This window comes from Sulfurimonas sp. (assembly GCF_041563495.1).
Classification (GTDB): Bacteria; Campylobacterota; Campylobacteria; order Campylobacterales; family Sulfurimonadaceae; genus Sulfurimonas.
On record NZ_JBFFMZ010000008.1, the window covers coordinates 40,532 to 62,821 of the forward strand.

Genomic DNA, 22,290 nt, shown 5'->3' on the forward strand with positions numbered 1-22,290 from the left:
CTTTATCTATGTAAATTTAATTATAATTGTATCTAAATATAATTAGAGGATATTTGAATGCGCTTAGAAAAAAAAGCAACGGTTGTATCAACATCTGTTGCAGGCTTACTTGTACTTATGAAGATGACTGTAGGTATTTTAAGCGGTTCTATTGCAGTCCTTGCATCTGCTATTGATAGTTTTTTAGACCTGACGGTATCGATGTTTAACTACTTTGCACTAAATACCGCCGAGAAAAATCCGGACGAAAAATTTAACTATGGACGCAGCAAAATAGAACCTATGGCTGCTGTGGTAGAGGGCACTGTCATCTCTATATCTGCACTTTTTATACTCTATGAAGCACTTGTTAAAATAGCTCACCCAAGAGAAATAGATTTTATGCAAAGCAGTATCTGGGTCATGTCTGCTTCACTTGTAATAACTCTTTTTCTTGTAATGTTTCTAAACTATGTTGCTAAAAAAACAAAAAATATGGTTATAAAAGCAGATGCTCTTCACTATAAGACCGACCTCTTCTCAAATGGTGCAGTACTCGTAGCTTTGGCACTTGTATCTATGACAGGAGAGCAGCTGATCGACCCTGTTTTAGGTGTTGGTATAGCAATTTATATGATTTACTCTGCTCTTCCTATAATCAAAGAAGGAATTTTGATGCTTTTGGATGTTGCACTTCCTGAAGAAGAGATTCAAAAGATTCAAATCATTTTAGAAGAAGAAAACTCAATCAGTGCTTATCACTACCTCCAAACGAGAGAATCAGGCTCACATGTCTTTATATCTGTTCACGCAGTTTTTAACGTCAGCATCTCACTATATGATGCTCACCTGATATCTGATAAAATAGAAGCGAGAATCAAAGCACTCTTTGAAGATAAAGTTGTTCATGTGCTTATTCATATGGACCCTTACGATGATTCTGAAATCAATGAAATGGAAGATGCATACTGATGAATTTTTATGCTTTAATCATAGGAACAGAAATTCTAAATGCCAGAAGAGAGGACAAACATTTCAGATTTGTCCGTGATGAACTGCAAAAATACGGACGTGAACTTTTTGCTTCTTTTATTGTAAAAGATGATGTAGAGCTTATCAAAAGATGTTTTGAACTTGTTAAAAAGGATAAAGACTCCATACTTTTTTCATTTGGAGGAATAGGCGCTACTCCCGATGATCTTACCCGTGAGATTGCAGCTGAAATATTTACGGGCAAAGCTGTAGTTCGTCATAAAGTATTTGAACAAGACATTATAGAGAGATTCGGTGATAAAGCATTTCCTCATAGAATCCATATGTCTGAGATTCCACAGGGTTCAGAACTGCTTTTTAATCCCGTGAACAATATGTCAGGATTTAGTTTACAAAACAGGTTCTTTTTTGTTCCGGGCTTTCCTGTGATGGCACATCCTATGATAAAAGACGTTATTAAATCTCTTTGCTCAGACCGTATAGAAAAATTTAGATACACACTTCTAGCTCAAACAAGCGAAGAAACTCTAATAACTCAGATGAAGCTCTTGCCTTCACATATTGAGCTTTCATCTTTGCCAATCTTTAAAGATGGTAAAGCAAACGTTGAGCTCTCACTTAGCGGTTACGATGAACAAGAGGTAAAAAAACATTTTGAAGCTTTTGTAAAAGAGCTCAAAAATACTAATGTAGCTTATGAAATTTTAGCTACTTAGCATACTCCACAGCCCTGCTCTCTCTTATAACATTTACCTTTATCTCACCGGGATATTGTACTTTTTCTTCTATCTCTTTTGCTATCTCTCTTGACATCAAAATAGACTCATCGTCATTGACCAAAGTAGCGTTTACGATTACTCTTACTTCCCTACCGGCATTTATTGCATAAGCCTGTCTTACGCCTGAATGCTCAGAAGCTATCTCTTCTATCTGAGTCACTCTTTTTAGAAAACTCTCTAAAACTTCTCTTCTGGCTCCAGGTCTTGCAGCAGATAATGCATCTGCCGCACAAACTGCCCCGCACTCTATAGAGTTTATCTCTTCATGTCCATGATGGGCATATATAGCATTTATAACAACACTGTGCTCATTATAACGATTACACAGGTCAGCCCCCAAATCTACATGGTTTCCGTCATGGTCGTGAGTAAGAGCTTTTCCAATATCATGAAGCAGTCCGGCTCTCTTAGCAAGCCTTGGATCTCCACCCATCTCAGCCGCCATTATTCCGGCTAGATGTGCAACTTCGAGAGTATGTGCCAAAGCATTTTGACCGTAACTTGCACGATATCTCAGTTTACCAATCAGTTTTACAAGTTCAGGATGCATTACACCGACATCCATATCTGCGATAAGTTCTTCACCCTCACTCAAGATGCCGTCTTCAAACTCTTCTGATACTTTTTCAAATATTTCTTCGATTCTAGCAGGTTGTATTCTGCCGTCTTCTATGAGAAGCTGCAAAGTCTTAGTTGCAATAGCACGGCGATAAAGATTAAAACTGCTTACCAATATGGCATTTGGAGTATCGTCAATGATAATATCAACACCCATCAAAGTCTCTAGGGCTTTAATATTTCTACCCTCTTTACCGATGATTCTACCCTTTAGTTCATCATCTTCTAGATGCACCAAGTTTGTAAGTCTCTCAGATGCAAACTCACCTGCAAACCTGCTTGTAGCCTGAGCTAAAATGTAATTTGCTTTTTTCTTGCCTTCATCTTTTGCTTCATTCTCATAACGTCTGACTATATGAGCTATATCTCCGCGTGCTTTTTCTTCTATGTTTTCAAGTAAAACTTTTTTCGCTTCATCCTGAGTCATTCCCGCACTATGTTCAATAGTGTGCACTGCCTCATCTATTTTTTGTTCATACTTTTTCTTCAAAGAAGCCAATGATTTCTCATTTCTCTCTAAGTCTATTCTTCTTACATCAAAAGCTCTGGCTTCATCACGAAGTCTTTTTTCTTCTGTCTGTTTATAACGTATAAAACTCTGCTCTTTTCGTATTACATCATCTTCTCTCTGATGCAAATCTGCCTTTGCTCTGTCTTTTGCACTCTCATAATATTTAATAGCTTCACGCTCTATATCTTGAGCTTTAACATTTGATTTGTGCAAAAGCAATTGAGCCTCATTTTCAATGGCACTTGCTTTTGCTTTTGCTTTATCTACATAAACATCAAAATTAGCATAAGTAATTTTTTTAGAGATGAAAAAGCCAACAAGCCCACTTACCGTGGCAATGGAGCCACCCAGCAGTATCTCATTTAACATTATTATTCCTGTTTAATAGACATAGCGCTTCTTAGGTCTTTTACTAGACTTCGGCGTTATTAGTAAATCACATGCGATGTCGTGATCATCGCAAATAAACTCTTTAGTAAAACAAATTTCTGGCTGTATAAAAATTGTGTATGGTTTGTTTTTTAACTTTTCAAAGAAACGATCATACATCCCTTTTCCAAAACCTATTCGTTGTAATTTACCATCCACCCCAACCGAAGGCACTATGGCTATATCAATTTTATTTATATTTCTTAATGAATTTCCCGCTTCATGTATATCAAACTTCTTCTTCTTTAGCGGTAACCTAAATGGTACTATCTTAAAACTTGAATCTTGCATAAATGGAACCAAGACATCACATTTTTGACGAATTTTGTTAAGTGTTTTTCTTATATCTGCTTCAAAAGGTAACGGATAATAAAATAACACTTTTGCACCTTTCATGTTTTTTAACTCACGAAAAAGACGCTTGTTTATCATAGCATTACGATAATATTTATTCTCAGACGAAGAATTTTTTATTTTTTTTAGACAATTTTCTCTAAATATTGATTTTGTAAGAGGCATATAAAAACTTTCGGTTATAATTTCTCGTATTTTACAATAATAAAACAATAAAAAAGGTATTTTTATGTTTAAAAAATTAACAACAACACTTTTATTGGTCTCTATCCTATTTTTTACAGGATGTTCTAATGAAGAAAAACAAAGTGCTAATGATCTTATTTCAACAAACGAGTATGTCTTAACAGGACTTGACAATAAGCAATATGTCGTTAAAAAAGATGGCTCAGGATTTGCACTAAAAGGTGCCGAAGGCAAAGTTGTTATTTTTGATATCTTTGCAACTTGGTGTCCCCCTTGTCGCGGTGCGGCTACACACCTTAGTTCTCTTCAAGAGAAATACAAAGACAACCTGATTATTATAGGTGTAAGCATAGAAGACAATCTCCCAAACTCAAAACTTTTAGAGTTTAGAACAACATATAATGCGAATTACACGCTTGTTAACTCTGAACAAAATCGTCGTTTAGCCGACACAATTGTAAATGAGTTAAAACTCGGTGACAGATACCCTATTCCAATCATGGCACTTTACAAAGATGGAAAATATATAAATCATTTCATAGGTTCAATAGAAGAAGAACTTGTAGAAAATGATATCAAGCTGGCAATAGGTAAATAAGGAAATATATGTTTGGTTTTATTAAAAAATCTCTATCTAAAACAGCAGATGCTATAAGGTCTGTTGCACCAAAGAAAAAAATTACTTTTACAAAAGATGAACTTGAAGATATTCTGCTAGAAGCAGATGTAGAATATGACCTCGTAGAGATCATCATAAATGAAATATACCAAGACAAAGTAACCAGAGATATTTTACGTTCTAAACTTTTAGCGACACTCGCCTATACTTCATATAAAGAGCCTGAATTTACGGCTCCGTTTGTCGAACTTATAGTAGGTGTAAACGGAGCAGGAAAAACAACCACAATATCAAAACTTGCTCAAAGATACAAAAATGAAGGAAAAAAAGTTATCCTTGGTGCCGGAGATACATTTCGTGCAGCGGCGATAGAACAACTTACTCTGTGGTCTAAAAAACTTGATATTCCCATAATCTCTTCCAAACAAGGGCATGACTCTTCGGCAGTTGCATATGACACTATAGACTCTGCAAAATCAAAAGGTTTTGACAATGTTATTATCGACACTGCAGGAAGACTTCATACTCAGACAAACTTGGCAAACGAGCTAAAAAAAATAAACCGCATCTGCGCTAAAGCTCATGAAGGTGCTCCGCACAGAACAATTTTAATTCTCGATGGAACACAAGGAAATTCTGCAATAGCACAGGCAAAAGCCTTTAATGAAATGATAGGTATAGACGGTATTATCATCACAAAGCTAGACGGAACTGCAAAAGGCGGTTCTATCTTCTCTATCGCCTATGCATTAGAGCTTCCTATACTCTACGTAGGGACAGGTGAACAGCCTGAAAATCTAACACCGTTTGACAAATATGAATTTGTAGACACTCTCTTAGATGCTATCTTTGTTGAAGAAGAAACTGAATAGTTTCTTCTTCTCCTAAGTATGAAATATCTCCAATTTTGAATGAAGCTCATCTGTCATCGAGTTAAGATGCTCTGCAGCTGATGCAATCTCCTCTACATTTCTAGCATTTTCTGAAGATATCTCATTTATTTCTGAAACTTGAGAAACAATCAGCTCTACATCTTTTCCTGTTTTTTCAAAATCGTTAACTGTTCGGTCACTTGCATTAACAGCATCATTTACGATCATAACACTTTCATTTATTTTTGCCTCAACATTGATTGAATTGTTAGCTAACTCTTGAACTTCATGTGAATTCGAGCTCATCTGTCCACTTATATCCATAATAGATTGAACTATGACATTTATGGTAGCATTAATCTCTGTAAGAGATTTTTGTGTACGCTCAGCCAGTTTACGAACTTCATCTGCAACAACGGCAAAACCACGACCGTGTTCACCGGCGCGGGCAGCTTCTATTGCGGCATTTAATGCAAGAAGGTTTGTTTGGTCTGCAATATCTGAAATTATCTCCAAAACATTTTTTACTTCATTGGCTTCATGCGAAAGTGTTTGCATTTTATCAGATAACTCTACTTCTAACTCAGCACTGCTTTGAACTTTTGAAGTAAGAGAAACTATTTCTTCTCTGGCAAAATTTAGATTTTCATTTGCCCTTACAATATCTTTTTTACTATCTTGCGCATCTTTTATAGCTTTTTGAATTTCCTCTTTTATCTCATTGGCTTTTTTTGTAGCTTCTTTAATTACTGTAACTGATTTTTCAACATTCTCGCCTACCCCTACAGCCGTTGTCGAGAGCTCATGTGATATAGAAGCGTTTTCACCTGATGCTTGCTTTGAGGTTTCTATCAAGTCTTTTAACGTATGCATCAATCCATTAAAATTTTCTGCCATAAGAGATAGTTCAAGAGGTGCATTTTGGTCTGCTTCGAGTGTTAAATCTTTGGTTTTACTGATTTTTAAAATAATATTTTGAAACTCTTCTATTGGCTTACTTATAGATACTTTTGTGAAGTATAAAATAAACAGAGTAAAAATGATTATACCGATAACGGCTGTTACTATTAATTCTATGATTTTAAAAGATGCTTCATCCACTAAATCATTTAGAGTTTTATTTGTATGTTCAAATAATTTAAGTTCTACATCTCTAAGCAACTCTATAGAAGCAGAAACCGTTTTAAACCATACAGAAGCTTCTATACCAAAGTTTCCTTCCATCCCTTTTTCTCTTGCCATCTTTATCATAGACATAGTATTTTCTACATCTTCACCTTTAAAAGTGTTTTCATAAAAACTTTTTAACTCATCCGATGTCAAGTTTTTAAATTTACGCATGTTTACTTCATAAGTATTTATGCGTCCCACAAATGCAAAATAATCTTTTTCATTAAAAGTATCTTTGCTAAATGCAACATTCAGGTTTGCTCTAATCTGTCCAAAAGATTCTTTTGCAGATGCCATATGAGTATAAGCCTGAATTGTATTTCTGATTACCTTCTTATCTATAAGAGATGGTGCATTTGTTGTTGCGTCTATAAGCTTTATAATGATTTTTGTAAAATATGCTCCCGTTTCATGACCGCTCAAATTTAAAGAGTCTATAGTCGACCTTTTTTGATTTAAATCATCAAAATTGTTTAAAATCGAACTGTCACCTGTTGTACTGGAATATACATTTTTAATATCCTCAATGGCACTATCGACTTTTTGTCTCGTAGATGGAATCGCATCTGCATTATTTTTACCGCCACTTGATGAAAAGCCTACGCTTAATCCTCTCTCTATTTGCATATAATGAATAGCTTTTGCTAAAGACTCTACTTCTAATACACGATTTTTAGAAACTTCAAGACTGTTTTTTTCATCTACAGTTTTGGTTATTATTAGCACAGATAGAAATAAAATGGCTAAAACCGGAATAACTACTAAAAGAAGTAATTTTAATTTTATGCTCGTTGTTCTCATTTAACTTTTTCCCCTTTTTAAATAAAAACTTAATCTTAGCATACAAAACTGACATTGCAAAGATAAAATGTGATTTTATTTAACAAAAAGTAAATTGTTGATTATATAACATTATTGAACAGACAAAAAATCTCTTCCTATTATGTACGAAAGACTTCCAATTTTGAGTGCAACCCATCCGTTAGAGAGTTTAGATGGTCTGCAGCTGAAACTATCTCTTCGACATTACGGGCATTTTGCGAAGATATTTCATTTATTTGTGATATTTGAGAAACTATTGCTTCAACATCATTACCTGTTTTTTCAAAATCTCTAACTGTTTTATCACTTGCCATTACTGCATTATTTACAAGAGAAACCGTAATATTAATGGTTGATTCAACCTCTGTCGCTCTGTGTGTAAGTTTTTGCATCTCCTCAGAGTTGGCACTCATTTGAGCACTTACATCGCCGATAGACTGAACTATAACATTGATAGTTGCATTGATATCGGTAAGTGATTTTTGTGTTCGCTCCGCAAGTTTACGGACTTCATCGGCAACAACGGCAAAACCGCGACCATGCTCACCTGCACGAGCCGCCTCTATGGCTGCATTTAAAGCTAAAAGGTTTGTCTGATCCGCAATGTCTGCAATGATCTCTAAGACATGTTTAACTTCATTTGCATCTGAAGAGAGAGTATTCATTTTATGTGCGAGTTCAATCTCAAGGTCGGCACTGTGTTCAATGTTGGAACTTAACGCTACAACTTCGTTACGAGCTTCATCGAGATTTTCATTGGCTCTTATAATATCTTTTTTGCTCTCTTGCGCATCTGATATAGAAAATATAATCTCACCTTTTATAAAGTTTGCCTTTTTGGTGGCCTCATCAACGACACCTACTGATTTTTCAACATTCTTTCCTACACCTAAAGATGTAGTAGAGAGTTGATGCGAGATAGAAGAGTTTTCTGATGAGCTCTGCTTTGAGGTATCAATCAAATCTTTTAACTCATTAATCAGATTGTTGAAACTTTTAGCCATTTGAGAGATTTCCAATGGTGCATTCTCATTTACACAAAGTGTCAGATTCTTACTATCACCAATCTTTAGTAAAGTCTCTTTGAACTTACTTATTGGCTTGACAATACTTACATTTACCAACAAAACAGAGCTGATATTAATCACTACCAATATAATCAATGACCATAATATAATACTGTTTCTTATACTGTTTGGTGTAATTAGTATTTCAGCTTCATCTATTTCTGATAATATCGCCCATTTAAAATCTTCACCCACTTTTATGCTCGAAAAAGAAGATAGTACCGGATTGTTATTGTAATCAATTACCATTTTAGTATCCGTTTTTCCGGCTAATGCTTCACGAGATGCAATAGTATCTACCGAACCTGTTGATGGATTGGCAAAAGAAGCTTTTAAAGAGTGCCCTTTTGCATCTAAAAAACTATCGCTTCTCATCAATTTATCGGCACCTACCAAATAATCCTCTTGGCTCTCTCCATATCCGTGTCTGTATCTCATAACACTGTTTATAGATTCATCACTTATTTGAAAGACCAACACGGCACGTACTTCTGCATTTACGACTATAGGTGTTGCCAAAAACATTGCAGGTAGATTATTGCTCGGTGCATAAGGTCTCATATCTACAAAGGTTGGACGATTATTCTGGAGTGCTTTTTGGTATGCCTCTGCCAAGCCACTATCTTTAAGTGAACCTGTATATAGATTAGCACCGTAATCCGACTCTTTGGCAGCACTATACATTACATGTCCTGTTTTTGCCGCGATAATATAGATATCGTAGTATCCATACTCTTTTAGGTATTTTTGAAAAAATACTTCATGTGGAAGACGCTCTTCTTTTGCTGAATGATTATTAACAGGAAAAGGAGCACTGTCTGATACTTCCAGATCATCTAAAACCATCAAAAGATCCCACGATAAATCTTGAAGGTTTTTACTCATAGATAAAACCTCGATATCTCTAACAGCCTTGTTAAAAAACTCTTCTATCTGACTCTTTTTAATATCTCTGACTGTTGTCAGGTTCTTGTAACTGTTCTGTATTAAAGCTTCTTTACTTTTAGAACTAGAGAGATATGTTGTAATCAACGCCAGTAAAATCAAAGAGAGTGTTGTTAGTAAAATCACCTGAGACTTTATAGATAACTTGTTCATTTATAACCTTATATTTTATTTGAAAAATGGAAGTCTATAAACAAAATATTACGAAGATATTACAATTAGCAGAGAGTAAATATGACATTTTGTCATATAATAAACCCTCTTCTTAAAAAATCAGTATAATCACTGATAATTTAAAAAAAGGCTTATTTTATGGCTAAGAAAAAAATTCTATTTGAGTGTCAGCATTGTGGATTGACCACTCCAAAATGGATGGGTAAATGCACAAACTGCGGAGCATGGGATTCATTTGTAGAACTTACCGAGCATCAGCAAGAAGTAGTAAAGCATAGCAAATCTGCTTCCTCTACAACATCTAAAGCCGTAAGTATAAATGAGATAGTGGAGAGTGAAATCTACAGATACTCTTCACTCGATAAAGAGCTTGACGGTGTTTTGGGAGGGGGAATAGTTCCAGGTTCACTTACACTCATCGGAGGAAGTCCGGGAGTCGGAAAGTCAACCCTGCTTCTAAAAGTAGCTTCAAACATAGCATCTACAAATAAAAATGTACTCTATGTGACCGGTGAAGAATCAAGCGGTCAAATCAAGCTTCGTGCAAATCGTCTAAGTTCAAACAATGATTCTCTCTATCTTCTTAGTGAGATTAGGTTAGAGCAAATTCTGGTTGAACTCGAACACAGAGAGTATGAGTTTCTTATCATAGACTCTATTCAGACTATTTACTCTGAAAATATTACATCTGCACCGGGTTCCGTAACACAAGTCAGACAGATAACTTTTGAGCTTATGAGAATAGCGAAAGAGAAAGATATAGCAATTTTCATCATCGGTCATATTACTAAAGAAGGTTCTATTGCAGGTCCTAGAGTTTTAGAACATATGGTTGATACAGTTTTGTATTTTGAAGGAGATTCCTCCCAGGAATTAAGAATTTTAAGAGGTTTTAAAAACCGTTTCGGTCCAACAAGCGAAATAGGTGTTTTTGAGATGCGAAACGACGGACTGATCTCCGCAACGGATGTAGCTTCTCGTTTTTTTAACCGTAACTCTGAACAATCAGGATCTGCACTAACTGTTGTTATGGAAGGTTCTCGCCCTATCATACTTGAAGTTCAGGCACTTGTATCAGAATCTCATACCCCTAATTCAAAAAGACAGGCAACAGGTTTTGACAACAACAGACTAAACATGCTTTTGGCACTTCTTGAAAGAAAACTTGAGATTCCACTCTCAGGATACGACGTATTTATAAATATAACAGGCGGTATCAAAATAACTGAAACAAGTGCAGATTTGGCAATATTGGCAGCAATTATCAGCAGTTTTAGAAATCGTGCCATCTCAAAAGAGACAGTGTTTATAGGTGAAGTATCTCTTGTCGGTGATGTCAGAGAGGTTTACGGGACAGACGTAAGACTAAAAGAGGCACAGATGCAAAATATATCCAAAGCATTATTAGCAAAAAAACCTCTGGAAAAGACCAATATGAAAATATTTATAGCCGATGAAGTAACAAAACTTTTAGAGTGGTATTAGAGGTGCTTTATAAAATGTTTATTAAAAAAAATGTATAATCGGCAAATATAACGTATAAAGGATATTGATGATAGATGCCGAATTTAGAAGTGAAGAAAGATTTTCAAGATTATCATTAGCTTATGAAGGTCAAGATGAAAAAAATCAGGTTAGTCTGTGCGTTGAGAGAATCATAGCCAAACATAATATTAAACCTGAAACATATACAACATGTATATCTAACGGCAGAGAAGTACTTGTTATAGAGTATCACGATGATAATGAGCGTAAAGCAGGTGATATATTTGAAGAGATGATGACTGCTCTAAAAATTAAAAAGTGTATCTAACTTACTTGGTATCTGAATTATGAACCTTGAAGAATATGCCCAAGGCAATAAACTTTTTAAAGCCTATTTTAAAAAGAACAAAGAATCACTTCTAAAGCTTGTTAGAAGCGGACAAAGTCCAAAAGCCCTTTTTATAGGATGTTCTGATTCCAGGGTTATACCTGACTTAATGGTTCAATCTGACCCTGGGGATTTGTTTGTAATTAGAAATGTCGGAAATTTTGTTCCTCCATATAAACCTGATGAAGATTTTCATGCAACAGCTTCTGGAATCGAATATGCAGTAAGTGTTTTAAAAGTTCAAGAAGTTATTATATGCGGACATACTCACTGTGGCGCATGTAGCAGTCTTTATGAAGATATAAGCGATCCGTCACTTATCCACACAAAAAAATGGCTTGAACTGGGAGAAAGTGCTAAAACTACGGCTATTCTTAGTTTGGGAATAAATGCTCCAAAAGAAGAATTGTTAAGATTAACAGAGAAATTATCTATTATGAAACAGATAGACAATATTTTAACCTACCCGATTATTAAGAAACGTTTTGAAAACGGTTCTTTATCTATTCACGGATGGTACTATGATATAGAAACAGGCAATATTGATTACTATAATGCAGATACATATGAGTTTTTACCATTAAAAGATTTGGCACAGACTGATGATAATTTATAAAAAATTTATAAATTCCGATATACTAACACAATTATAATTTAAGGGAAAATAGATGGCAGAAGAAGTTACAGAAGAAGAAAGTGCACCCGCAGAAAAAAAATCCAATAAGATGTTGATGATAATCATCATTGTTGTTCTGGTTTTAATAATTATCGGTGGTGCGGTGGTAGCCTTACTTTTAATGGGAAATGATGATGAGGATACTATGAACAGATCTGCACCGCAGACTAACGAAAGAAGTGTTTCGCAATCTAAGAAAAACAATTCTGCAGATTATGCTAATTCAAGAAAATTAGATGACATTGGAATTCTATACCCGCTGGATACTTTTACGGTAAATCTAAAAAGTGACTCCGGTCGTCGTTACCTAAAAGTTACTATGTCACTTGAGTTAGATGGTTCAGAATTGAGTTTAGAGCTAGATAACAAAGCTCCCGTCTTAAGAGATAGAATAATTAGAATCTTGACATCTAAAACACTTGAAGAGATCTCTTCTAAAAAAGGGAAACAAAAAATCAGTGAGCAGATTATGGATACTTTAAATGCAATGATTTCAGATGGACGCATTAAAGGCATATACTTTACGGAATTTGTTGTCCAGTAAATGATTGGTGTAGACCTTATAAAAACTTCTCGCATGAATCGCTTAATAGAGCGGTTTGGCGAAAAGGCACTACTTCGATTTTTATCTCATGAAGAAATCAAACTTATTAAAAACTACAAAACTGCTGCGGGATTTTGGGCAACAAAAGAAGCCGTTTCTAAAGCTCTCGGTGTTGGGATAGGGAAAGAGTGTTCATTTGAGGATATTGTTATCTCAAAGACTACTAAAGGTGCACCGAAGATACAACTCTCTCAAAGATTAATGGATAACTTCAACATAACCGACACATCAGTCTCTATTACCCACGATGGCGAATATGCTATTGCGGTTGTAGCTATACAAAAAAGTAATTAACCGCCACCTACAAAGTCTAGTAGTTCCAGTTTATCTTCATCTTTTAATCGGTAATTATCCCACTCGCCTTGTTTTACTATTTCCATGTTTACAGCAGCAGCCATAACCTTGCCCTCTAGAGACAATTCTTTAAGAAGTTTTGCCAATGTTATTTTATTTTCAAATTCTCTTGTTTCACCGTTAATTACTACATTAATTTTCATTTAGACTCTTTTTTCATGCAATTTTAACACATCAAATATGGATAAATTCTTTTTTATTTCGTAAGTTAAATTATTGACAATATTAAAAACACACAGCATCAAGAAAATAACAAATTGTAACATGTTAGCTATCATTAAAATAAAATTATGACATAGTATCGACATTAATTGAAATAATTATAAATTAAAGATATACTTAACGGTTGTAAATTTACTTTAAAGAGAAAACACAATGCTAAACTCAAAAGAAATACTTAAATACACTAAAAACCTTTCAATTTTGTTTGTAGAGGATCATGATGAGTTAAGAGAAAATACAACTGAAATATTGAAAAACTTCTTCAATAAAGTTGACTGTGCCGAAGACGGTAAAATAGCATTATCCAAATATAAAGAATATCATAAAGATAATTTAAAATACTACGACATAGTACTTAGTGATATTCAGATGCCAAATCTGAATGGTGTTGAATTAACTTCAAAGCTCTATGAAATAAACCTGTCTCAACTTGTGATAATACTCTCTGCACATGATGACACAAAATACCTTTTACCACTTATTAATTTAGGAATAGAACAATTTGTAAAAAAACCTATTGATTATCAAGAATTGCTTAGAGCACTGCTGAACAGTTCTAAAAAAATGCAACAGAGTTCTACCCTAGTAACACCAGTTGTCTCTAAAAGAATCCACTTAAGCAGTAATGTAATTTTTGATAAAGAGAACAGTGCCCTGCTTGAAAATGATAAAATGGTTTATTTAACCAAATATGAAATTATTTTTATGCAATATCTTAGTGACAATATTGGTAAAATATATTCCAATGAAGATATTGCAAGCCAATATGAACAGCAAGACGAGACTCTAGATATCCAAAACATAAGAAAGCTAGTCTCTAAACTAAGAAAAAAACTACCTGAAAACTCTCTTGAGAGCATCTACGGTATAGGATATAGAATCATACCGTATCTTGAAGATTAAGATAAGTTAAAAATAATTCCGGAGTTATTTGGCGAGGTCGAATCTGTCTAGGTTCATTACCTTTGTCCATGCAGCTACAAAATCATGTATGAAACGCTCTTTGGCATCAAAACTGCCGTAGACTTCAGCTATAGCGCGAAGCTGTGAGTTTGAACCGAAAATCAAATCTACACGTGTTGCAGTCCATTTTAACTCACCGCTAGAACGGTCACTTCCTTCAAATAAATCCTCTTCATCTGAAGTTGCCTTCCACTCAGTAGCCATATCAAGCAAGTTTACAAAAAAGTCATTTGTAAGCGACTCAGGACGTTCGGTAAAGACACCATGTTTATTTTTATCAACATTAGTGTTTAACATACGCATACCGCCTATAAGTACAGTCATCTCAGGTGCGCTCAAATTAAGAAGTTGTGCTTTGTCAACCAGCAAATCTTCTGCCGACACTGAGTATTTTGCTTTTTGATAATTACGAAAGCCGTCTGCAATCGGTTCTAAGACTCCGAATGATTTTGCATCTGTTTGTTCTTCCAGGGCATCCATACGACCGGGCAAGAAAGGGACTTTTATTTTATGTCCTGCATTTTTTGCCGCTTTTTCCACGCCTGCATAACCTGCAAGAACTATAAGGTCTGCGAGTGAGATTATTTTTACAGATTGAGAATCGTTAAACTCTCCTTGAATCTCTTCAAGTTTACTAAGCACTTTTAAGAGTTGTTCCGGCTGATTTACTTCCCAATCTCTCTGTGGTGCAAAACGTATACGCGCACCGTTAGCACCGCCGCGTTTATCAGAAGAGCGAAATGTAGATGCCGAAGCCCAAGCCGTTGATACCAACTCTCCTACACTAAGCCCTGAGTCAAGAATTTTGGCTTTAAGAGAAGCACTGTTTCCTTCGTCAATCAGTTCATGATTGAGTGTGGGAATCGGGTCTTGCCAAATAAGCTCTTCATCAGGGACTTCCGGACCAAGATAACGCGCACGCGGCCCCATATCACGGTGAGTCAGTTTAAACCAAGCTCTTGCAAAAGCATCTGCAAACTCATCAGGATTTTGGTGAAAACGTCGTGAGATTTTTTCATACTCAGGATCGTAACGCAAAGAGAGGTCAGTGGTAAGTATTGTCGGTGCATGACGTTTTGATGAGTCAAAGGCATCAGGTATAGAGTCTGCTCCCGCACCGTTTTTTGGTGTCCACTGGTGTGCACCTGCGGGACTTTTTGTCAGTTCCCAGTCATAACCAAAAAGATTCCAAAAGAAGTTATTGCTCCATTTTGTCGGTGTGGAAGTCCAAGTCACTTCCAGTCCGCTTGAAATAGTATCTTTTCCCTTTCCTGAGACGAAACTGCTTTTCCAGCCAAAACCCTGTTCTGCGATACCTGCAGCTTCAGGCTCAGGACCGACGTGAGATGCATCACCCGCACCGTGAGTTTTACCAAAACTGTGACCGCCTGCTATGAGAGCAACAGTCTCTTCATCGTTCATAGCCATTCTGGCAAAAGTATCACGGATATCTTTAGCCGCTGCAACAGGGTCAGGATTGCCGTTAGGACCTTCTGGATTTACATAAATCAGTCCCATCTGAACGGCGGCAAGAGGATTTTCCAGTTTTTCATGAGAACCTGAGTATCGTTTATCATCAAGCCAAACATCTTCAAGTCCCCAGTAGATGTCTTTTTCACTCTCCCAGATATCTTCACGTCCGCCGCCAAAACCGAATGTTTTAAAACCCATTGATTCAAGTGCTACGTTTCCTGCTAAAATCATCAAGTCAGCCCAAGAGATTTTACGTCCGTATTTTTGTTTTACAGGCCAAATCAGCCTGCGGGCTTTATCTAGGTTTACGTTGTCAGGCCAACTGTTTAGTGGAGCAAAGCGCTGATTTCCACTTCCGCCACCGCCACGACCGTCACCCGTACGGTAAGTACCCGCGCTGTGCCAAGCCATACGGATAAACAATGGCCCGTAATGACCAAAATCTGCAGGCCACCAATCTTGTGAATCAGTCATCACTGCAAGCAGGTCTTTTTTAACGGCTTTAAGCTCGAGACTTTTAAATTCTTCTGCGTAGTTAAAGTCTTGGGACATTGGATTGGATAACGAGGAGTGTTGAGAGAGAATATCTAGCTTTAACTGATTCGGCCACCAGTCTTGGTTAGTTGTTCCTCCGCCGGAAGTGTGTTGCATAAGTCTTGTATTTTCAAACATGGCATCTCCCTTATTAGGTTTACGTTTGAATGAAAGATGCCACAAAAGGCATCTAAACCTTTTACTGATGTAACAATGCTTGGGAAAAGAAAAGTATATGCTATATACTCTTAATAGAAAATAATTAACCTTTGTTAGGTTTTATTTACAGATGTTTATAAATTTTAATGTTTGCAGCCGTAAACAACCCTGTATTTAAAGTTGTCGGTGAAACTGCACCTTGGGAATAAATATATTTTAATAGAGTGTAAAATTATTGTTAAGCGATACCAGATTGTTTTCTTTTATTATTTTAAGCGTTTTTGCCAGTCTGATAGATTTTTCCTCTTCGTCGGCGATTGAGCACTGCGCTTCTAAGTTAAACTTGTTCATGTTCAAATCCAAATAACCGGTATCAAATTTTCCTTCTTTAAATGCAGCATCTCTTACTATTTCTCTATGAAGAGGTATATTTGTTTTAAAACCTTCTATGTGAAACTCATCCAACGCCCGTCTTGCTTTAGCAACTGCACCCCTCCAGTCAAGCGCCCAGACAATGAGTTTTCCAAGCATAGAGTCATAACAGGTCGGCAGTTCATATCCAGTGTAAAGGCTGGTATCTAGTCTAACTCCCGGACCGCCCGGTGTAAGGTATTTTTTTACAGTTCCCGCTGTAGGCATAAAGTTGTTTTGAGGGTCTTCAGAGTTGATTCTAAACTCTATTGCATATCCTCTGAATTGTATCTGCTCTTGTAAATATTTTAACTTATCTCCCGCAGCTATCTCTATCATTCTTTGAATAATATCAACACCAGTTACTATCTCGGTTACAGGATGCTCGACCTGAACTCTTGTATTCATCTCTATAAAATATACGTTGTCTTTTTCATCTACTAGAAATTCAACCGTACCAACGCTCTCATAACCGAGTTCTTTCATAGCATCTACTGAGATTTTGCAAAGTTTTTGTCTTACTTCATCATTTAAAAGAGGTGATGGTGTTATCTCTATAACTTTTTGATGTCGACGTTGAATAGAACAGTCTCTCTCGCCTAAATGAACTACGTTTCCATGCTGATCGGCTACAACTTGAATCTCTATATGTCTAGGGCTTTGAACATATTTTTCTATAAACACTTCGCCTTTTCCAAAATACTTTATAGATTCATTTGTAGCGGAGTCAAACATATTTGAGAAATCTTCTGCAAAATGAACAATCCTCATTCCTCTTCCGCCGCCGCCAAATGCCGCTTTTATGATTACAGGGTAACCGATTTCCTGAGCAATTCTTTTACCTTCGTCTTTATCTACTATAGGGCTGTCAGTTCCTTCAAGTACGGGTACGCCTATCTTTTTCATAGCGACCTTTGAAGCCATTTTATCTCCGAAGAGTTCTATATGATACGGTTTTGGTCCTATGAAAATCAGACCGTTATCTTCACATGCTTGCGCAAACTCTGCACTCTCAGACAAAAAGCCGTAACCTGGGTGAATAGCATCACAGCCCGCTTTTTTTGCCAAATCGATTATTTTGTCATATTTGAGATATGCATCTATCGGATTACCTACGATAGGGTAACATTCATCAGCTCTGGTAACCCAGACACCGTTTACATCTACTTCAGAAAAAATCACTACGGATTTTATTTCAAGCTCTTTACATGCTCTTATAATTCTTAGGGCTATCTCACCGCGATTAGCTACTAAAACTTTAGAAATCTTTTTCATGTCATATCCTCTGATTAAATCAATGACATAATTCTAGTGAATTCAAAGTGAAATATTCTTCTTCTTATTTGTCAATTTTTATGCTTATAAAGATACAAATAATTGTCTATTATTGTTATTTTAGTTATCATAATTTGCTATAATAATTTTATGAATAAATATACTCTGCAAAAAAATGTCAAAATTGCCAACAGTATTATGTACTATATTTATACCCATATAGACGTGAATATAGACATGGATGAACTAAGTCACAACCTTGGTATCAGTAAATTCTATATGCATAAACTATTTAAAAATACATTCGGAAAAAACATCTATGAAAGCATTAAATCTATTCGTTTACAAAAGGCGGCAAGTCTGCTACTGACCAATAAATATTCTACCATATCAGAAGTAGCAAATCTATGCGGATACAGTTCTCACTCTTCTTTTATAAAGGCCTTTAGAAATAAGTTTGATGTCTCTCCAAAAGAGTGGAGAAAAGGTGCATATAAAAAATACTCAAACTCGATTTTAAAAGCATCTAACATCTCGACAAGCTCTACACTTGATTTTTCAAAACTATCTGCGACAATAGTAGATATGCCTTCTATGAAAAGTTATTATATTCGTAACAGCGGGTATATAAACAATGTAAAAGAGACTTGGCAGAAACTCTATACTCTGATTTTAAACCATAAAGTTAAGAACTACAAAATGGTTGCTCTACTGCATGATAACCCGACCATCACCGACCTAAACAACTGCCAATACATAGCCTGCATCATTACAGACGAACAAGAAGAACTGTTTACAAAAAGACTTCCGAAGTTCAAAATCTCAGACGGCGTATATGCAAAGTTTGATCTGCAGGGTTACGGTGAAGACATATTGAGATTTATTCAATGGGTTTATCATGACTGGCTGGTAGACAGCGAGTATGAGACAACGACAAAACCTTCATTTATCGTTTATCATAAAAACAACTATCTAAATGATGAGAATCTATTTGATATAAGTTATTATCTCTCTATTAAGTTTTAAAATTGCTTTGATTTATTTCGCCAATTCTTATAATAAATCAGTTTTTTTAAAGTTTAAGCGGGTAAAATTCTTTTTCTATTTTCCGCCGACATAGCTCAGTTGGCTAGAGCAGCTGATTTGTAATCAGCAGGCCCGGGGTTCAAATCCTCGTGTCGGCACCATCGTTTAAAATCAAACTTTTTAAAACTTCCAAACAACATGTTAATATTAGTTATTCAAATATTATAAAACAAGCTATAATGTTACTAACTAGCAGTAGACAATTTTTAAAAGCTGCATTAGGATAACAATGAAAAAAAAGACATATATTAACTTCCCGATAGTTGGGATTGGTGCTTCTGCCGGCGGGCTTGGAGCATTTGAGAGTTTTTTTTCATCACTTCCCACAAATATAGAAATTCCCATGTCATTTGTACTTGTACAACATTTAGCACCTGATCACGAAAGTATTTTATCTGAGATTATGAGACGATATACAGATATGACAGTTCTTGATGTGAAGAACAATATGCACGTTTTGCCAAATCATATATATATTATTCCTCCAAATTACGACATGGCACTAACTAATGGTAAATTTGTTCTCACAAAACCTTTAAAAGAGCGCGGTCATAGACTCCCTATAGATTTTTTCTTCAGCTCTTTGGCAAATGAAATGCAAAACATGGCTATTGCAGTTGTTCTCTCAGGCGGAGGACGAGACGGATCACTTGGTATTAAAGATATAAAACGAAAAGGCGGTTTGGTAATTGCGCAAAAAGCAGATAGTGCCGAGTTTGACAGTATGCCAATAAATGCAATTGAAACAGGTGTTGTGGATTATGAACTCCTTACCCAAGAGATGGGAGCAAAAATAATTGAGCATATTAAAAATGCCATATCAAACAAAGAGTTTCCAAAGAAAGATGAAGAAACTCCTCTTGATAAAGTTTTTTTTATATTAAATAAAAATCTCGGTTATGATTTTTCAATGTATAAAAAAAGCACAATAGATAGACGGATTCAAAAGAGGATGGATCTACATAAAGTAAAAAGTTTAAAAAGTTATGTAGATATCTTATCAGAAAATAAAGATGAAGTAATTGCCCTCTCTAAAGAGATACTAATTGGAGTGACAAACTTTTTTCGCGACCCAAAGGCATTTAAATCGCTAGAGCTAAATGTAATACCAAAAATTTTCACGAATGGTGAAGGTAAGACAACTATAAGAGTCTGGATTGCAGGATGTTATACCGGTGAAGAAGCATATTCTATAGCTATATTGTTAAAAGAATATATGACAAAGCATAATATCAGCAAAACTGTACAAATCTTTGCTTCTGATATAGATACAGTTGCAATTTCAACAGCTCGTAAAGGAATTTTTTCTGAATCAATTACAGAAAATGTTTCAGGGCAAAGACTAAAAGATTTTTTTTCAAAAAGAAGTGACAACTCATATCTGATTAATAAAAACATTCGTGACATGATTATTTTTTCAGTGCATGATGTAATTAAAGATCCACCTTTTTCCAAACTTGATTTGATAAGCTGTAGAAATTTGATGATTTATATGACCTTAGAACTTCAAAAAAAGCTAATAAAACTTTTTCACTACTCCTTAAATCAAAATGGCTTTTTATTTCTTGGTGCTTCAGAGAGCATTGGAGATCTTGATGAGCTTTTTGTTGGAGTAGATAAAAAACATAAAATTTTTCAATCAAAACTCAGCATTCAAACTGCATACAGGACTATCTCGATGACAGAGCAAAAAAAATCAACTATAGATAAAAAAGACACACCATTAAATAAGCAGGAATTGCCGTTAAAAGAGTTAGTTGAACAGGCAATTTTGCAAAAAATTTCTCCTGTTGCAGTCCTTGTAAAAGAAAATGGAGATATTTTGTATCTACATGGAAAAACAGGAAGCTTTCTTGAGATGCCTCAGGGCAACATAGGTGTAAATAATATCTTTACAATGGTTGAAGAGTCTATTAAAACAGAACTCTTTAGTGCACTAAAAAAAGTAAAAACAGACAAAGCTCCTGTTAATTGCAATAATCTCAATGTTAAAATCAATGGTCGTTATGAAAATATAAATATCAACGTATCTCATATTTCAACTCCTATAACTTTAAAAGCTGCTCTATCTAACTATTATCTTATTATATTTGAAAAAAATACCATGCAATCTTCATCCGTCGGTAATGATACCGTTTCAAAAACAGTAAACTTATCTGATAAAGAGCAAAGACTTGATGATTTAAGGCGTGAACTGGAGATTCAAGAAAAGTTTTTACAAGCTGCTAATGAAAGACAAGAACTTTCAAATCAAGAATTAAAATCATTTAATGAAGAGATGCAGTCTTTGAATGAGGAGCTTCAATCTACCAATGAAGAACTTGAAACTTCAAGAGAAGAGTTACAATCTGTAAATGAAGAACTCTCGACAGTAAACAGTGAACTTCAAACAAAGATTACAGATTTAACACGTGCAAACAATGATATGAACAACTTAATATCAGGTACGTCGATAGGTACTGTCTTTGTTGATCATAATCTTAATATTTTACGCTTTACGCCTGAAATAAATAAAATCATCAATTTGATAAAAGGTGATATTGGACGCCCAATTAGAGATATAGTCACAAATTTCATTGATTATAAAGATTTACTTGTAGATGTACAATCAGTTCTTGATACCCTCATACCAATAGAACATGAAGTTAAAACAATTGACGAACTTTCATTTTTGTTGAGGATTCAACCATACAGAACTGTTGACAATATTATAGAAGGAGCCGTAGTTTCATTTACAGATATTACAGATCTTGTAGAGACAAGAGAAAAGTTAAAAGAAATTCAGTCTAAAACATACCTATACAATATTGTTTATGATTCACGGGATGCCATTATTATGCATGACCTTGATGGAAAAATTATAGCGTGGAATCCATCTGCTTATAAACTATACGGATGGAGTGAGGAAGAAGCTGTAAATATGAATATCCGCTCAATTATTCCATCTGAACTCGTAGATGCTGATTTAAAAAAAAGAAGAGAGATAGCTGAATCTTCAACTATACAACCATACACAACAAAGCGTATTGCAAAAAACGGCGATATAATAAATGTTATGATAACTTCAACACTGCTAATCGACAAAGATTCAAATGTTTATGCTATTTCAACAACAGAGAGATGTTTAGATATATAAAATAGA

Annotated in this window: 19 protein-coding genes and 1 tRNA gene; 13 read left to right on the forward strand and 7 right to left on the reverse strand. The window is 35.3% G+C overall.

Features of this window, described 5'->3' with window-relative positions:
* Positions 1 to 57 precede the first annotated feature (57 nt).
* Together ABYK18_RS09080 and ABYK18_RS09085 are read left to right on the forward strand one after the other, a co-directional pair.
* On the forward strand, positions 58 to 951 hold the full coding sequence (locus ABYK18_RS09080) for a cation diffusion facilitator family transporter (protein WP_373036354.1): 894 nt from the start codon (positions 58 to 60) through the stop codon (positions 949 to 951).
* On the forward strand, positions 951 to 1,688 hold the full coding sequence (locus ABYK18_RS09085) for a competence/damage-inducible protein A (RefSeq protein WP_373036355.1): 738 nt from the start codon (positions 951 to 953) through the stop codon (positions 1,686 to 1,688). The genes ABYK18_RS09080 and ABYK18_RS09085 overlap by 1 nt, the downstream gene beginning before the upstream one ends.
* On the opposite strand, the gene rny is transcribed toward ABYK18_RS09085, so the two are convergent.
* Entirely contained in the window at positions 1,681 to 3,249 is a 1,569-nt protein-coding gene (gene rny, locus ABYK18_RS09090) for a ribonuclease Y (RefSeq protein WP_373036356.1), read from the reverse strand. The genes ABYK18_RS09085 and rny overlap by 8 nt on opposite strands.
* 12 nt (positions 3,250 to 3,261) lie before the next feature.
* Positions 3,262 to 3,828, reverse strand: coding sequence for a 5-formyltetrahydrofolate cyclo-ligase (locus ABYK18_RS09095; RefSeq protein WP_373036357.1), 567 nt, complete (start codon positions 3,826 to 3,828; stop codon positions 3,262 to 3,264).
* Between the two features lie 64 nt (positions 3,829 to 3,892).
* On the opposite strand from ABYK18_RS09095, the gene ABYK18_RS09100 reads away from it, so the two are divergent.
* A complete protein-coding gene (locus ABYK18_RS09100) occupies positions 3,893 to 4,447 on the forward strand; it encodes a TlpA family protein disulfide reductase (RefSeq protein ID WP_373036358.1) in 555 nt (184 codons plus the stop codon).
* A gap of 8 nt (positions 4,448 to 4,455) precedes the next feature.
* Positions 4,456 to 5,340 carry a signal recognition particle-docking protein FtsY gene (gene ftsY, locus ABYK18_RS09105; RefSeq protein WP_373036359.1) on the forward strand — a complete coding sequence of 295 codons (885 nt, stop codon included), beginning with the start codon at positions 4,456 to 4,458 and terminating at the stop codon, positions 5,338 to 5,340.
* A gap of 12 nt (positions 5,341 to 5,352) precedes the next feature.
* Here ftsY and ABYK18_RS09110 read toward each other — a convergent pair whose 3' ends face one another.
* Positions 5,353 to 7,311 carry a methyl-accepting chemotaxis protein gene (locus tag ABYK18_RS09110; protein WP_373036360.1) on the reverse strand — a complete coding sequence of 653 codons (1,959 nt, stop codon included), beginning with the start codon at positions 7,309 to 7,311 and terminating at the stop codon, positions 5,353 to 5,355.
* A 140-nt stretch (positions 7,312 to 7,451) separates the two neighbouring features.
* Positions 7,452 to 9,497 carry a methyl-accepting chemotaxis protein gene (locus ABYK18_RS09115; protein ID WP_373036361.1) on the reverse strand — a complete coding sequence of 682 codons (2,046 nt, stop codon included), beginning with the start codon at positions 9,495 to 9,497 and terminating at the stop codon, positions 7,452 to 7,454.
* 159 nt (positions 9,498 to 9,656) lie between these two features.
* Between ABYK18_RS09115 and radA the strand changes: the two genes are divergently transcribed.
* The 5 genes from radA (at position 9,657) to acpS (ending at position 12,965) form a co-directional block, all read left to right on the forward strand.
* Entirely contained in the window at positions 9,657 to 11,003 is a 1,347-nt protein-coding gene (gene radA / locus ABYK18_RS09120; RefSeq protein ID WP_373036362.1) for a DNA repair protein RadA, read from the forward strand.
* A 67-nt stretch (positions 11,004 to 11,070) separates the two neighbouring features.
* On the forward strand, positions 11,071 to 11,331 hold the full coding sequence (locus ABYK18_RS09125) for a hypothetical protein (RefSeq protein ID WP_373036363.1): 261 nt from the start codon (positions 11,071 to 11,073) through the stop codon (positions 11,329 to 11,331).
* Between the two features lie 19 nt (positions 11,332 to 11,350).
* A complete protein-coding gene (locus ABYK18_RS09130) occupies positions 11,351 to 12,007 on the forward strand; it encodes a carbonic anhydrase (RefSeq protein ID WP_373036364.1) in 657 nt (218 codons plus the stop codon).
* Between the two features lie 52 nt (positions 12,008 to 12,059).
* Positions 12,060 to 12,611, forward strand: coding sequence for a flagellar basal body-associated protein FliL (fliL, locus tag ABYK18_RS09135; RefSeq protein ID WP_373036365.1), 552 nt, complete (start codon positions 12,060 to 12,062; stop codon positions 12,609 to 12,611).
* Complete coding sequence (gene acpS, locus ABYK18_RS09140; RefSeq protein ID WP_373036366.1) at positions 12,612 to 12,965, forward strand: holo-ACP synthase; 354 nt, start codon at positions 12,612 to 12,614, stop codon at positions 12,963 to 12,965.
* Here the strand turns inward: acpS and thiS are convergent.
* Positions 12,962 to 13,162, reverse strand: coding sequence for a sulfur carrier protein ThiS (gene thiS, locus ABYK18_RS09145; RefSeq protein ID WP_373036397.1), 201 nt, complete (start codon positions 13,160 to 13,162; stop codon positions 12,962 to 12,964). The genes acpS and thiS overlap by 4 nt on opposite strands.
* Before the next feature lie 238 nt (positions 13,163 to 13,400).
* Here thiS and ABYK18_RS09150 point away from each other — a divergent pair, with 238 nt between their 5' ends.
* Complete coding sequence (locus tag ABYK18_RS09150; RefSeq protein ID WP_373036367.1) at positions 13,401 to 14,150, forward strand: response regulator transcription factor; 750 nt, start codon at positions 13,401 to 13,403, stop codon at positions 14,148 to 14,150.
* A 24-nt stretch (positions 14,151 to 14,174) separates the two neighbouring features.
* Here ABYK18_RS09150 and katG read toward each other — a convergent pair whose 3' ends face one another.
* A complete protein-coding gene (gene katG / locus ABYK18_RS09155) occupies positions 14,175 to 16,355 on the reverse strand; it encodes a catalase/peroxidase HPI (protein WP_373036368.1) in 2,181 nt (726 codons plus the stop codon).
* Positions 16,356 to 16,592: 237 nt separating this feature from the next.
* The gene (locus ABYK18_RS09160; RefSeq protein WP_373036370.1) at positions 16,593 to 18,062 is read right to left on the reverse strand and encodes an acetyl/propionyl/methylcrotonyl-CoA carboxylase subunit alpha; all 1,470 of its coding nucleotides are present in this window, start codon (positions 18,060 to 18,062) and stop codon (positions 16,593 to 16,595) included.
* A gap of 150 nt (positions 18,063 to 18,212) precedes the next feature.
* Between ABYK18_RS09160 and ABYK18_RS09165 the strand changes: the two genes are divergently transcribed.
* The 3 genes from ABYK18_RS09165 to ABYK18_RS09175 all read left to right on the forward strand — a co-directional run bounded on the left by ABYK18_RS09165 (position 18,213) and on the right by ABYK18_RS09175 (position 22,284).
* Complete coding sequence (locus ABYK18_RS09165) at positions 18,213 to 19,088, forward strand: GyrI-like domain-containing protein (protein WP_373036371.1); 876 nt, start codon at positions 18,213 to 18,215, stop codon at positions 19,086 to 19,088.
* Between the two features lie 84 nt (positions 19,089 to 19,172).
* Positions 19,173 to 19,249, forward strand: a tRNA-Thr gene (locus ABYK18_RS09170).
* Between the two features lie 128 nt (positions 19,250 to 19,377).
* Complete coding sequence (locus ABYK18_RS09175) at positions 19,378 to 22,284, forward strand: CheR family methyltransferase (protein ID WP_373036372.1); 2,907 nt, start codon at positions 19,378 to 19,380, stop codon at positions 22,282 to 22,284.
* The last annotated feature ends 6 nt before the right edge of the window (positions 22,285 to 22,290 follow it).